Origin of the sequence: Pseudomonas sp. LM13, assembly GCF_041381355.1 — a bacterium.
Taxonomy (GTDB): Bacteria; Pseudomonadota; Gammaproteobacteria; order Pseudomonadales; family Pseudomonadaceae; genus Stutzerimonas; species Stutzerimonas frequens.
The window spans coordinates 23,098-35,762 of record NZ_JACBXH010000021.1; the positions used below are offsets into that span (position 1 = coordinate 23,098).

12 protein-coding genes and 2 pseudogenes are annotated in these 12,665 nt (G+C 65.4%); 9 read left to right on the top strand and 5 right to left on the bottom strand.

The genetic code is table 11. The annotated features are described in order from the left end of the window. Nucleotide 1: 1 nt before the first annotated feature. Genes HZR81_RS14125 through HZR81_RS14135 form a run of 3 tightly spaced genes read left to right on the top strand, consistent with a single transcriptional unit; the run spans nt 2 to nt 2,638 of the window. Nucleotides 2-1,243 carry an alpha/beta hydrolase family protein gene (locus tag HZR81_RS14125; protein WP_500128487.1) on the top strand — a complete coding sequence of 414 codons (1,242 nt, stop codon included), beginning with the start codon at nt 2-4 and terminating at the stop codon, nt 1,241-1,243. Then, nucleotides 1,240-2,220: a hypothetical protein gene (locus HZR81_RS14130; RefSeq protein WP_500128488.1), complete on the top strand. Its 981-nt coding sequence runs from the start codon at nt 1,240-1,242 to the stop codon at nt 2,218-2,220. The genes HZR81_RS14125 and HZR81_RS14130 overlap by 4 nt, the downstream gene beginning before the upstream one ends. Continuing rightward, nucleotides 2,213-2,638, top strand: a complete 426-nt coding sequence (locus tag HZR81_RS14135; protein WP_500128489.1) for a hypothetical protein — start codon at nt 2,213-2,215, stop codon at nt 2,636-2,638. The genes HZR81_RS14130 and HZR81_RS14135 overlap by 8 nt, the downstream gene beginning before the upstream one ends. Before the next feature lie 20 nt (nt 2,639-2,658). Here the strand turns inward: HZR81_RS14135 and HZR81_RS14140 are convergent, their stop codons facing one another. Beyond that, nucleotides 2,659-2,985 carry a hypothetical protein gene (locus tag HZR81_RS14140; protein ID WP_500128490.1) on the bottom strand — a complete coding sequence of 109 codons (327 nt, stop codon included), beginning with the start codon at nt 2,983-2,985 and terminating at the stop codon, nt 2,659-2,661. A gap of 174 nt (nt 2,986-3,159) precedes the next feature. Here HZR81_RS14140 and HZR81_RS14145 point away from each other — a divergent pair. After that, nucleotides 3,160-4,362, top strand: a pseudogene (locus HZR81_RS14145) (DNA topoisomerase); the annotation flags it as partial. A 239-nt stretch (nt 4,363-4,601) separates the two neighbouring features. Here the strand turns inward: HZR81_RS14145 and HZR81_RS14150 are convergent. Both HZR81_RS14150 and HZR81_RS14155 read right to left on the bottom strand, forming a co-directional pair. Then, a complete protein-coding gene (locus tag HZR81_RS14150) occupies nt 4,602-5,078 on the bottom strand; it encodes a GreA/GreB family elongation factor (RefSeq protein ID WP_500128491.1) in 477 nt (158 codons plus the stop codon). Further along, a complete protein-coding gene (locus tag HZR81_RS14155; RefSeq protein ID WP_500128492.1) occupies nt 5,075-6,031 on the bottom strand; it encodes an alpha/beta hydrolase family protein in 957 nt (318 codons plus the stop codon). Before HZR81_RS14155 ends, HZR81_RS14150 begins: the two co-directional genes overlap by 4 nt. A gap of 229 nt (nt 6,032-6,260) precedes the next feature. Here HZR81_RS14155 and HZR81_RS14160 point away from each other — a divergent pair, with 229 nt between their 5' ends. The 5 genes from HZR81_RS14160 (at nt 6,261) to HZR81_RS14180 (ending at nt 10,556) form a co-directional block, all read left to right on the top strand. Further along, nucleotides 6,261-8,108, top strand: a complete 1,848-nt coding sequence (locus HZR81_RS14160; protein ID WP_500128493.1) for an SLC13 family permease — start codon at nt 6,261-6,263, stop codon at nt 8,106-8,108. Nucleotides 8,109-8,291: 183 nt separating this feature from the next. Beyond that, entirely contained in the window at nt 8,292-8,648 is a 357-nt protein-coding gene (locus tag HZR81_RS14165) for a hypothetical protein (RefSeq protein WP_399868379.1), read from the top strand. Between the two features lie 58 nt (nt 8,649-8,706). Beyond that, a complete protein-coding gene (locus HZR81_RS14170) occupies nt 8,707-9,438 on the top strand; it encodes a HupE/UreJ family protein (RefSeq protein ID WP_500128494.1) in 732 nt (243 codons plus the stop codon). Between the two features lie 13 nt (nt 9,439-9,451). Beyond that, complete coding sequence (locus HZR81_RS14175) at nt 9,452-10,132, top strand: transmembrane anchor protein (protein ID WP_200599385.1); 681 nt, start codon at nt 9,452-9,454, stop codon at nt 10,130-10,132. A gap of 73 nt (nt 10,133-10,205) precedes the next feature. After that, nucleotides 10,206-10,556 carry a DUF3147 family protein gene (locus tag HZR81_RS14180; protein ID WP_014821149.1) on the top strand — a complete coding sequence of 117 codons (351 nt, stop codon included), beginning with the start codon at nt 10,206-10,208 and terminating at the stop codon, nt 10,554-10,556. 53 nt (nt 10,557-10,609) lie between these two features. On the opposite strand, the gene HZR81_RS14185 is transcribed toward HZR81_RS14180, so the two are convergent. Both HZR81_RS14185 and HZR81_RS14190 read right to left on the bottom strand, forming a co-directional pair. Continuing rightward, nucleotides 10,610-11,476, bottom strand: coding sequence for a methyl-accepting chemotaxis protein (locus HZR81_RS14185; protein ID WP_500128523.1), 867 nt, complete (start codon nt 11,474-11,476; stop codon nt 10,610-10,612). After that, a pseudogene (locus HZR81_RS14190) lies at nt 11,471-12,631 on the bottom strand (HAMP domain-containing protein); the annotation flags it as partial. The gene HZR81_RS14185 and the pseudogene HZR81_RS14190, both read right to left, overlap by 6 nt. Between the last annotated feature and the right edge of the window lie 34 nt (nt 12,632-12,665).

Here is a 12,665-nt window from a genome sequence, read left to right on the forward strand (position 1 = left end):
CATGGACTATCCCCGATCAGTTCCCGGCGTGAGCCTGCGCGACGGGCGATTCACCGATGGCAATCCGCTGCTCGGCATTCCCGCCTCACTCGATCCGGCCCAGTGGGCCAACGCCGTCACCGACGAAATCCTCACCGTTATCCGCGCGGCCGAACTCATCCCCGATGAGGTCGACAATACCCAGCTGCTCGAAGCCATCCGCCGCGTCGCCACGCCTCGCCCCTGGGCCGTCGCACCCAACGGCCACACGGCCCAGCCGTGGGACCGCCTCATGCTCAACAACCGCGTCGCCACGCCAACCCTGTACCTGCCCGCCGACCCGCGCTACGGCCAAGAGGTGCAGCTGATGCCATACCCCTTCACCCAATACAGCCGCTTCCCGGTCACCCTGGACGGCAACGGGCACCCGATCATGGGGCTCAACGAACCGATGCAGATCAACGAGGACAACGTCATGTGCGCCTGCAAATTCCTGGGCCGGCTGAAGGGCTGGATCATCGAACGCATGGGCTACTCCGGCAACTCGTTCACCATCAGCAGCTACAGCGCCCAGCCCTACGGCCCGAACACCGTGCAGAAACTCGACGCCCGCATCGTCCGGGGTGCGCCGCTGGTGATGATGGTTCACGGCGGCGGCTGGGTGGCCGGCGACCGCAACGCGGCCAACCTGGCCGGCGGCGCCTACGTCCAGCAGTTCCCCGAGAAATACGGCGTCGGCTTCGCCTCGATCGACTACCGCCTGGCCACCGCCAGCGAAAAGAGCTACCCCGGCGCCGTCGACGACGTAATCGCCGCAGCGGTCTACCTCAAGGGCTTGGGCGTCACCGACCTGCACATCCTCGGCACCTCGGCCGGCGCCAACCTCGCCGCGCTGGCAGTCATCGCCCGCCCGGACCTGTTCACCTCGTTTATCGGCTATTACGGCGCGTACAACCTGACCCAACTCGCCCAATTCTCCGCCGACGTGCAGGCCAATATCGGCCAGTACACCGCCGACCCGGCAGCGGCCAGCCCGACCCTGCAAGCCGCCGCCTGGTCAACCCCCGCGCTGCTGATCCATGGCGATGCCGATACCACCGTCGCCGCCCAGCAGAGCGCCGACTTCGGCGCCGCCATCGGCGTGGCCCCCATCAGCGTGGCCGGTGCCGGGCACGCCTTCACCATCTTCGGCGACCCGGCGGCGGCACTGCCGAGCTACGCCAAAAGCGTCTTCAACTTCATCGACGGAGTGACCGAGCAGTGAGCCAATTTAGCCAGTTCTTCAACCAAGCCGCCGGCGCCGCAGCGGGCCAGGCCGGCAACATCTTCGCCGGTATCCGCCCGCCGAAGTTCGCCACCTTTGGCAACAGCCAGAACTATTCGGTGGCTAACACCTGGAAAACCGAAAACTTCGGTATTCCTAACAAGCCCGGCTATATCCTGGGCATAAACTTCGGCGTCAAGGTCAGCGTGGCCACCTGGAACAATACGCTGGTCTGGTCGGCCACCGATGGCGTCACCGGCTCCGGGTCTGTCGTCAATGCGCTGATCTACAACCAGGTGCTGGACAAGTGGTATTTGGCTACCACCGTGACGGGTGCCGGGGTCTATGAGATCAACATCCTGACCGGCGCGCGCACGCTGATCACGGCCACAGTGCCGGCGTTCCTGTCGCAGGCGTTCCGTAACTATGCGTGCCTATCGTACTGCACGGCGGACGGGCTCTATGAATGGCGCGACGGCGACACTATCCGCCTCTACAACCAGAACTTCGTCGAGGTGCGCCGTCGCAGCTTCGTCGCTACGAACAACGTCAATGCGGCGGAGTGGTACTACACCGAGGACTGTCGGATCAGGGCGCGCGCGATCACCTCATGGAAGGGGCAGGGCTCCGCGAGTGCCAACGCCATCACACCGGATCGGGTTCAATTGCTGATCGAACGCTACGGCAGCCGCCGGCTGGTCGAGCTGACTGCCGAAATGGTGTTCAGTGCTCACAATGCGAACAGCTACGCCCTGGCCGCTACCGCACAGACGCCGATGGCCCCAACCATGACCGGCAACGAAGGCTGTTATATCGGCAATGCCGTGCGCCTGGGGAAAAATACCCGTGACACGGTTCATATCGCTGACCCCTACCTGCTCGACCGCGCCGACTACGACCGCTGGCTGAGCGACGTTGCCGACGCCCTCGGCATGCCGGCCGCCCCTGCGTTCTATGGAGATTGGGTCAATGTCTAAATTCGTTGCGTTTCCCCTGCGGCTAGACGACGTGCGGGTGGTCTATCCGGACGATATGGCGCTGTTCGCCGACGTGGTCATCGAGGGCGACACCGTGCACGCGCGCTACAGCGGCGAGCTGGACCTGCCACCGTCCGACCACTACCGCCAGCAACTCGCCGCCGCCGCAGTGCAGGCGATCAAGCAGGCCGCGTTCCAGGCCATCAGCGAACTCGACGGCGCCAACGGCTGGCGTCGCCAGCGCGCCGAGGATAAGCGGGCCCTGGGCGACCCGACCCTGTTCGACGAGCTACTGGCCCGCCGCGAGGCCGTCCGCACCCGTTCCAATGAGCTGGAGGCGCAGTTGGCGGCCATGACCTACGACGAGCTGGACACGTTCGACCCGCTGCCGCTGTTGCGTGAGGCGGGCGGGCTTTGATGGCGCGCTCGCTGACAGCCTCAGCTCATCTGCTGGCGGTGGGCATGGTCGCGCAAAGGCCTGAATGGAAGGTACGGAGCAAGGGAGGCGTTTAGCTGAGCCAGGCACGTTCTGAGTGCGTTGGCTCGCTGCTCGGTTTCACCTTGCGCCAGCACATCAAGCGCCTCGGCCAGCTCTAAAGGGGTTGGCTCGCATATCAGCAGGCCGTGGCGAACGCTTATCTCGCAGCCCTTATAGGAAAGCTGCAGGGGCTCGCGCGAGGTGATTATCGCTCCGTCTAGCAACTGGGCGTGAACGTGATTGCGCAAGGCGAGGGATTGGCGGCGATCCTTTCCGCAGTAAGTCATGTATAGCTCCATTATCTAACCAGCCGATAATGGTGACACACATCACATTTGATGACATCATATGGCCATCACCTGTACCCACCCCCGCTGGGCACAGATGTGAGTTCCGGAGCCCGCCCAGTGCGGGCTTTTTTTTGCTCGAATGAACCAGCCATTACCCGGCACAGTGCCAAACCACGCGCAACCCGCGAGTGCCAAACCAAGTGCAAACAAGTGCCAAGTCTGGCGCGCGCTTACATCAAGACCGAGCGGCAGCGCGAAGCGGCACCCTTGCCGTTCGATCTCGGCACGCTGCAGGAAGTCTGCTCGAAGAAGCTCGGCCTCGGCGCCCAGGAAACCCTCGACATCGCCCAGGCGCTGTACGAAACGCACAAACTGATCACCTACCCGCGCAGCGACTGCGGCTATCTGCCGCTGAGCCAGCACGGCGAAGCGCGGGCCATCGTCGCGGCGCTGATGCAGGCCGACCCGGCGCTCGCGGCGCTGCAGCCGCATCTGGACCTGTCGCGTCGCTCGCGGGCCTGGAATGACGCCAAGGTCGGCGCCCACCACGGCATCATTCCCACCGCCGCGGCGCGTGGTCTGGAACGCCTGGCCGGGCGCCCGCGCGCGGTGTATGAGCTGATCCGTGCGCGCTACCTGGCGCAGTTCCTGCCCAACCACGAGTACGACCGCACCCAGGCCGACTTCGACTGCGCCGGCCAGGCCTTGCGGGCGGTGGGCAAGCGCGTCGTCGAACCGGGCTGGAAACGCGCCATGCCCGAAGCGCTGGCGCCGGCACGGGGCAATCTCGAGGCACATGCGCCGCAAAGCCTGCCGGCGCTGCAACAGGGCGGGGATTACGCGGTGGGCGAGATCACACTCAAGGACCAGCAGACACAACCGCCGAAGCCCTTCACCGAAGGCGACCTGATCAAGGACATGAAGAACGTCGCCAAGCTGGTGAATGACCCGCGGCTGAAGCAGAAACTCAAGGACACCACCGGCATCGGCACCGAGGCGACCCGAGCAGGGATCATCCAGGGCCTGCTCGACCGCGGCTATCTGGTTCGCCAGGGCAAGGCGCTGGCGGCTACACCGGCGGCGTTCAGCCTGATCGACGCCGTGCCGCGGCCGATCGCCGACCCAGGCACCACGGCGATCTGGGAGCAGGCGCTGGACATGGTGCAGAGCGGCGAAATGCCGTTGGAGGAATTCGTCGCCAAACAGTCGGCGTGGATGAGCAAGCTGGTCGAACGCTGCGCCGGGCTGCGCATGACGATCAGCGGTCCACCGGTGGCCGCCGGCCGAGGCGGCAAACCGTGGAAGAAGAAACGCAGCGCCACGCCACGCAAAGGGAGCGGCGCTCGGACGAGAAAACCGCGCGCGGCCGATTGAGCGGGCTTTTGCGCCATGCCCCACAGCCCCCGTTGAAACCTACTCACCCCATAGGGCGGGCTTTAGCCCAACACCCCGACGCGAATGCGCTCGGTGGGCTGAAGCCCACCCTACATAGCCGGCGCTACACGATCCGCAACGTCCTAGCCGTTGCCAACGGACCCGTAGGGTGGGCTTTAGCCCACCGCCCGCCACACCAATGCCTTTGGTGGGCTGAAGCCCACGCCACATAACCGGCTCTAGGCGATCTGCAGCACCTCGTAGCGCTGCAGCTGGCCATTGACCCGCAGCTCCACCTCATCTCCTACGTCACGGCCGAGCAGCCCCTGTCCCAGCGGCGAACGCGCCGTGATGACCAGGATTTCCCGCCCGTCATGCTGCAGCTTCAACCCCGCCGCATCCGGCCCGAGAAAGAACCAGCGCTCGGCGCCGTCGTGATCCAGGCAGAGCAGCGCACCGACCCGCGCCCGGCCATCCACGCTCGCACCGGGCTGCAGGTTGCGATAGGCGGCCAGCGCCGTCTCGATCTCGTGCAGGCGGCGGCGCTGGCCATCGGCAAGATAGGCCGCCTCCAGCCCGCGGGTGTCGTACTTGTTCTCGGCTTTGCTCTCGGCATGGGTGGCGGCCTCGTGGGTCGCGGCCAGCACGGACTTGGCGACCTCGCGGTCGGCTTCGAGGGTGGCGATGATCTGCTGCTGAAGGGCGCTCTTGTTCATGGGCGAGGCTTATAGCCCGACGGCGTGCCGAAGGGAATGGCGGCGTCGCCCGCAGGCGCCGAGCCGGGTTCGATCACCTCGTCGGCGAGCCAGGGATTGCGTCCCTCGGCGATCCATTCCAGCGACTCGCGCCAGAAGCCGTTTCGATGCCGGTCGTGGAACAGACCGAAATGGCCGATGCGCTCGAAGCCCATCGCGCGAGGATTGAGCTGCACCAGCTGGCGCGGGCTGTTGCAGAAATAGCCGAGGCCCCGGCGCATGGCCGCCGGCGTGGCGAATTCATCGTCGCTGGTACTGACCGCCAGCATCGGGGCCCGGATCGCACCGAAACGGCTGAACAGCAGTTCGTGCTCGTCAGGCGGATAGCTGTCTTCCAGCCGTGCCCCGCGCCGGGACCACTCCAGCGCGACGCCCGCTGGCAGATCTTCCAGCCAGCCAAGGCGGCGCCCCGGAAAATAGCCAGCCAGGCGGGTCACCGCGGGCATGAACAGGTGCCACTTGGCGTACATGCGCAGGCGCTGCTCGGCGGCGTAGTCGCGCCAGTAGGCATACTGCCCGGCCACGTTGAGGTAGCGGTCCACCCCGCTGGCGGCCTCGGCAAAGCCCGGCATGAAGCCACCGGCACTGTGCCCCACCGCCACCAGCAGCCCGTGCGGATCACGCTCACGCATATAGCGCACCGCGGCGTCGAAGTCGTACTCGCCCCAGTCGCGCCAGCGCATTTGCATGTCGCGCAGGCGCTGCGGTCGCGAGCCGCCGATGCCGCGAAAGTCGTAGGTCAGTGCAGTGAAACCGTGCTCGTTGAGAAAGCTCGCATAGCGCGCGTAATAGCGCGACAGCACGCCGGTGGCGCAGCTGATGATCACCGCGCCGCGCGCCGGACCTTGCGGGTTCCACAGCTGCGCAGACAGCGCATAACCATCGCGGCAACACAGGGCAACGGACTCGGGCATGGCAAGGACCTTTCGAATTGTTGTGCCGCCACCTTGCCCCGCAGCGCACATTTTTGCCATAACCTGCTGGCACCTTTGCGCAGCAGCTGCAGTCTGTTTATGACAGCCGCATTACCCCTGCAGGCAGGTGGCCTGCAGCGCAATACCTCATCGTGGTTTCCACTGGCATTACCGCCCCAAACTACAGCGCCGACGCGCTGCGGGTTCCTGGCGGCTCGGAGAAAAGTACATGACCGGCGAACAGCTGATCGTCTTTGGCGTACTGGCGGCAACGCTGGTGCTGTTCGTCTGGAATCGCTGGCGCTACGACCTGGTCGCACTGGGTGCGCTGCTCGCCTGCGCACTGACCGGCGTGGTGCCGGCGGACGAGGTGTTCGCCGGTATCGGCCATCCGGCGGTGATTTCGGTGGCCGCGGTATTGGTGCTCAGCCGCGGCCTGCTCAATGCAGGCGTGGTGGACAGCGTGGCGCGGCGGCTGATGCAGGTCGGCGATCGGCCATGGGCACAGGTCGCCGCGCTGACCGGGATCGTCGCGCTCAGCTCGGGCTTCATGAACAACGTCGGCGCGCTGGCGCTGTTCATGCCGGTGGCGATCTGGATGTCACGCCAGAGCGGGCGCTCCCCGTCGTATCTGCTGATGCCACTGGCGTTCGGTTCGCTGCTCGGCGGCACCCTCACGCTGATCGGCACCCCGCCCAACCTGATCATCGCCGGCTACCGCGCCGAGGCCGGCGAGTCGCCCTTCGGCATGTTCGCCTTCCTGCCGGTGGGCGCCGCGGTGACGGTCGCCGGCGTGCTGTTCATTGCCCTGCTCGGCTGGCGGCTGGTGCCGCGGCGCCAGGAACAGGAAGGCAACGGCGACCTCTTCGAGATCAGCGCCTACCTCACCGAAGTGCGCGTGCCGGAGGGATGCAAGTACGCCGGGGGCACGCTGCACGCGCTGATCGGTGCGGTGAAGGAGGAAGCCGACGTGCAGGTGATCGCCCTGGTCCGCGGCGACGAGCGCCAGCGCATGCCGTCGACCTACGAGGTGCTGCGCGAAGGCGACATCCTCTTGGTAGAAGCCGACTCCGACAGCCTCAAGGCGCTGCTCGACGTAACCGGCGTCGAACTGGCCGCCAATGTCGACGAGCATGACGATGAGGCCCGCGAAGAGCGGGACACCACCGAGCAAATCGTCGAGCAAGAGAAAGCACGCAAGAGCCACAAGAGCCGGCACGGCGAGCTGACGCTGGCCGAAGCCATCATCTCCCCAGGCTCGATACTGGTGGGCACGACCGCCAGCGGCCTCGATCTGCGCGAGCGCCACGGCGTCAACGTGCTAGCCGTCGCTCGCCAAGGGCAGCGGCTGCGCCAGCGGCTCGGCAAGATCCGCTTCGCCACGGGCGACATTCTCCTGCTGCAGACCCGCGAGGATGCTCTGCAGTCGACTCTCAACAACCTGGGTTGCCTGCCACTGGCATCGCGCGGCCTGAGTATCACCACCCCGCGCAATGTACTGCTGGCCAGCGCGGTCTTCGCCATCACCCTCGCAACCATCGCCTTCGGCCTGCTGCCGGCTGCCACCGCGCTGGTCACCGGCGCGCTGGTGATGATCCTGGTCGGGTTGATTCCCGTCGGACGCATCTACGAGAGCATCGACATGCCGGTGATCGTGCTGGTGGCCGCGATGCTGCCGGTAGGCCAGGCGCTGGAGACCAGTGGCGGCTCGCAACTGATCGCCGACGCCCTGCTCTCGGTCGGCCAGTCACTGCCAGCAGCAGCGACGCTGGCGCTGCTGATGGTGGCGGTGATGCTGATCTCCAACGTGGTCAACAATGCCGCCGCCGCGGTGCTCGCCGCACCCGTGGCGATCAGCCTGGCACGTGGGATGGACGTCTCGGCTGATCCGTTCCTGATGGCCGTGGCGATCGGTGCCTCCTGTGCCTTCCTGACGCCCATCGGGCATCAGTCAAACACGCTGGTGATGGCGCCGGGCGGCTACCGCTTCGGCGACTACTGGCGGCTGGGCCTGCCGCTGTCGATTCTCGTGGTGCTCTGCGCCGTACCGGCGATTCTCTGGATCTGGCCGCTATGAGCAGCCAGTGGCACCGGAGCTCAGCGTCCGTGGGCACTCAGACTACTACCAAGGCGGAAGGGAAATTAGCCCATTGAGCAATGGCAGTACACGCAGACAGATCCGACGATGGCTGCCAGAATCGCGTCGACCCTACAATGCGCACCCTGCTTTGCGTGCGACGCCTGCAACACGAGATCGCTGATGATCCGCCAACGCCTCAAGACCCCGCTGGTATCCGCACTGCTCATCGCCATGCTGATGGGCTGGGGCGGCCATGCGCTGTCGTGGCTGAACGGCGCGGCTCAGCACGGTGCTGGCGCCCACTGGCACGACGATCACCATCACCACGCTCCCAGCCATGAATGGCAGCCCGGCAACTGCACGCTGTGCCAGCTGCAACACGTGCACGTGCTTGGCGATCACATCCACGAAACACCCCACCCCATGCTTCTGCTCAGCCTGTCTGCGCAGCCCGAGCGCGCGGACCTACCAGCCTGGCCACGGCGCGCGCTGCCCGAAGGGCCGGTGTCACGCATCGAGCGTCCACCTCGCGCCTGATCCTGCTGCGACCGCGGTCGCCTCAGGCGACCTCTTTTCACCAGCTCAGGACCATTCCATGCATTCGCAATCCCTGCGCGGGCTCGCTGCGTTTTACGCACGCCTGCGCCACTCGCTGCTGCCGGTTTTCGGCATGCTGCTGTTCTTCCTCGTGCCCGACGCACTCGCCCATGGCGTGGCCGAAGGCGACAAGGGCTTCATCCAGGAAAGCTCCGGCGTGATGCTGCTGCCGTTCATTTACATGGGCGCCAAGCACATGATCACCGGCTACGACCACCTGCTGTTCCTCTTCGGGGTGATCTTCTTCCTCTATCGGCTCAAGGACGTCGGGCTCTACGTCACCCTGTTCGCAGTGGGCCACTCGGTCACCCTGCTGCTCGGCGTGCTGATGGAGATCAGCGTCAGCGCCTATCTGATCGACGCCATCATCGGTTTCTCGGTCGTCTACAAAGCACTGGACAACCTCGGCGCCTTTCAACGCTGGTTCGGCTATCAGCCCGATACCCGCGCCGCGACGCTGGTGTTCGGCCTGATCCATGGCTTCGGCCTGGCGACCAAGATTCTCGAATACGAGATTGCCGCCGATGGTGTGATCGCCAACCTGATCGCCTTCAACGTCGGCGTCGAGATCGGCCAGCTGCTGGCGCTGAGCACCATCCTCATTGCCATGGGCTACTGGCGGCGCACCGCCGGCTTCTGGCGCCACGCCTACACCGCCAACGTCGCCATGATGAGCGCCGGTTTCCTGCTGATGGGCTACCAGCTCACCGGCCTGGCCCTGTCTTCGTAAGGAATTTTGCCCCATGTACAAGAACCAACGTCCCGACCTGAGCGAGCTGCCCAGCAGCGGCCAGCTGCTGCGCTCCACCCTCATCGCCCTGATCGCCGCCGGCGTGCTGCTGGTAACCGTGGTGATGCCCGCCGAGTACGCCATCGATCCGACCGGTGTCGGCCGACTGCTGGGCCTGACCCAGATGGGCGAACTGAAGCAGACCCTGGCCGAGGAAGCCGCGACCGAAGCGCAGCCGCCGGCCGAAGCCGCTCCAGCCGAACATGCCGCAACAACGCCGGACAAGGAGGAACCGGTGGTGGCACAGGCCGAGCCAGCCCCGGCGGCAGCGCCAACGCATGCGCAACCGGAGCCACCAAAAGTCGCCACCCAGCAGCACGAGGTGAACCTGACACTCAAGCCCAACCAGGCCACCGAGATCAAGCTGGAAATGAAGGAAGGCGCCAAGGCGAACTTCCACTGGACGGCCAATGGCGGGCGCCTCAACTACGACACCCACGGCGATCCCTATAAGGCACCGAAAGGCTTCTACCATGGCTATGGCAAGGGCAAGAATGCGCCTGAGCTGCAGGGTGAACTGGTCGCCGCGTTCGACGGCAAGCACGGCTGGTTCTGGCGAAACCGCACCAACGAGACGGTGAAACTCACCCTGCGCACCGATGGCGAATACATCACCATCGAACAGGTGTTCTGAGTTTCGTTTTCGGCGTAACCACCGCAGCACTGGCCAAACTCGGCCAGGGCTGCGGCTCGTACGGGAGAAACCCATGTCCTGGATCATTACCAAATACGCGCTGACCGCTGCCATGGTCGTGCTGGTATCGGAGGTGGCCAAGCGTAGCGACAAGCTCGGCGGCTTCATTGCCGCGCTGCCGCTCATCACCCTCCTCACGCTGATCTGGCTGTACCTGGAGAAGCAATCGCCGGAGAAGATCGCCAACCACGCCTGGCATACTTTCTGGTATGTCCTGCCGACCCTGCCGATGTTCCTGGCGTTTCCGCTGCTGCTGCCACGGCTGGGGTTCTGGCTGGCACTGCTGGCCAGCGCAGGCATCACGGTCGTCTGTTTCGGGCTGTTCGCGCTGCTCATGCGCCCCTTCGGCATAGAGCTGCTGTGACCGCCTGGCGTTAAGGCCGACGGCGCCACGTGGCGCCGTCGCTGCACACGTGCTCAACTCGCCTTGAAGCGGCTGACATTGTCCAGCAGGGTACCGGCCAGGTCACTCAGGCGGCTGGCGGTGTGGTGATTGCTGCCCACCGCTTCACCGTTTTCCTCGGCCATGCGGGCGATGGTGGTGACTTGCTGGGCGATCTCGGCCGATGCCGCGCTCTGCTCGCGCAACGCATTGGAAATCTCCGCCACGGTGGACAGCACCTGGTTGGCCGCTTCGCGAATGCCGCCCATGGCGTCGCCGGCGCGCTGGGCCCGGGCGACGCCCTCGTTGACCTTGGCCACACCCTGCTCCATGCCCTGCACCGCGCCCTCGGTGCCCTGTTGGATGGCCGCCACCATCTGCGCGATTTCCTTGGTGGAGTTGGCAGTGCGTTCGGCCAGCTTGCGCACCTCGTCGGCCACCACGGCGAAGCCGCGGCCCTGGTCGCCGGCACGGGCGGCTTCAATCGCCGCATTGAGCGCCAGCAGGTTGGTCTGTGCGGCGATGTCGCCGATCACCCCGACGATCGCGGATATCTGTCCGGAGCGCTCGCCCAGTTCGGCCACCGTGCGCGCCGAATCGCTCACCGAGACGGCGATCTGGCTGATCTCCTCGACCACCGCGGCCACGATCTCGCCACCCTGGCGCGACAGTTCGCCGGAGCGATGGGCCAGAGCATCGGCTTCACCGGCGTTGCGCGCGATGCTCTCGATGCCCACGGTCATCTGCTCTACTGCCGCCGCCATGCTCGAGGCCGCATCGCTCTGGCACTGCGAGGCCACATGAATCTGCCCCGAGGCAGTGACCAGGCTGCGCGCCGAGTCGGCGACGTGATCGGAATTGTCCTTGATGCTGCCGATCAGCCGGCGCATGGCCTCGGCCATGTCGTTGAAGCTGCCGGCCACGTAGCGCAATTCATCGCGTGCAGCCAGGTCGATGTGTGCCGTGAGATCCCCTGCGGCGAGTCGTTCACTGCCTTCGCGCAAACTGCGGATGCTGGTCATCACCGACAGGTAGGCACCGATCGAGAGATAGCCGATCACCGCCAGTACCACCAGCAGGACGGCCAGATTGCCATGAAGCATCAGCCGGGCATCGTCGATCCGCTGCTGCAGCAGGCTGTCCAGGCTGGGCAGCAGGACGTCGCGCATCTGTGCGTAGCCGATGTTGATCGCGTCGGTCGCCATGTCGAAGAACTGCGCCGATGAGGTGCTGGTGAAATCTCCACGCATGACCATGGCCTGCACCACCGCATCGATCGCTTCACCGCGCTCGTGCATGGTGGCGACTGCACGGCTCAGTTGCCCCTGGAGTTCAGGCCGCTGGGCGATGACCTTGGCGATGCTGCGTTCCATGTCCGCAGTCGCCGACCTGATCTCCTCGGTCAGGACGATCAATGCGGTACGTTGCTGATCGCTCATCTCACCCTTGGCCAGCACCGCCGAGGCACTGCCGCGCAAACGGCCCAGATACTCGACCAGAAACGGCATGCGGTTCACTGCCGTGGTCATCAGGTAGTAGGTCTGCGGCTCCGGATCGAAGGTCAGACCGTAGGCATCCGAAAGCAGCGTCTGGAATGTCAGCAGCTCGCCGATCAGCGCGGTATGCGCCTGAAAATTCTCGACCTGAGTCCAGTTCAGGCCGGCGCGCTTGATCTCCTCCCAGCGGCGGCCGATGTCTTGCCACTCGCGCAGCGTGCGCTTGTCTTCGGCGAGCGCCCGCTCCATTTCCGCCAAGGCAGTCGCGACGCTGGTCTGCAGCGCATCGCGACGCGCAGCCACGGTGGCGTTGCCGCCCAGCAGCATCGACGAGACGCCGCGGTGCTGCTGGGTCAGCTCGATCAGGCGGGACAATGGTCGTGCCAGCGAGGACGCCACCAGCTCGCTTTCCGCACGCTCGATGGTGCGATTCAGCTGACCGGCAATGGTCAGCATCAGACTGGCGAAGGCAAGAAACACAAGCAGGCCGATCACACCGAACTTGACTGGATAACTGAGCCGATTCATCAGCAGCTCGGCAGGCGAGAAGAGGAATTTCATGGGGAGGTTCCTGGGCGGTACGAGGCACTGCACG

Excerpts from the sequence above, each read along its gene's own strand:
- HZR81_RS14125 (WP_500128487.1), top strand. The coding sequence starts at position 2 with ATGGACTATCCCCGATCAGTTCCCGGCGTGAGCCTGCGCGACGGGCGA.
- HZR81_RS14135 (WP_500128489.1), top strand. The coding sequence starts at position 2,213 with ATGTCTAAATTCGTTGCGTTTCCCCTGCGGCTAGACGACGTGCGGGTG.
- HZR81_RS14140 (WP_500128490.1), bottom strand. The coding sequence starts at position 2,985 with ATGACTTACTGCGGAAAGGATCGCCGCCAATCCCTCGCCTTGCGCAAT.
- HZR81_RS14150 (WP_500128491.1), bottom strand. The coding sequence starts at position 5,078 with ATGAACAAGAGCGCCCTTCAGCAGCAGATCATCGCCACCCTCGAAGCC.
- HZR81_RS14155 (WP_500128492.1), bottom strand. The coding sequence starts at position 6,031 with ATGCCCGAGTCCGTTGCCCTGTGTTGCCGCGATGGTTATGCGCTGTCT.
- HZR81_RS14160 (WP_500128493.1), top strand. The coding sequence starts at position 6,261 with ATGACCGGCGAACAGCTGATCGTCTTTGGCGTACTGGCGGCAACGCTG.
- HZR81_RS14165 (WP_399868379.1), top strand. The coding sequence starts at position 8,292 with ATGATCCGCCAACGCCTCAAGACCCCGCTGGTATCCGCACTGCTCATC.
- HZR81_RS14170 (WP_500128494.1), top strand. The coding sequence starts at position 8,707 with ATGCATTCGCAATCCCTGCGCGGGCTCGCTGCGTTTTACGCACGCCTG.
- HZR81_RS14175 (WP_200599385.1), top strand. The coding sequence starts at position 9,452 with ATGTACAAGAACCAACGTCCCGACCTGAGCGAGCTGCCCAGCAGCGGC.
- HZR81_RS14180 (WP_014821149.1), top strand. The coding sequence starts at position 10,206 with ATGTCCTGGATCATTACCAAATACGCGCTGACCGCTGCCATGGTCGTG.
- HZR81_RS14185 (WP_500128523.1), bottom strand. The coding sequence starts at position 11,476 with ATGGCCGAGGCCATGCGCCGGCTGATCGGCAGCATCAAGGACAATTCC.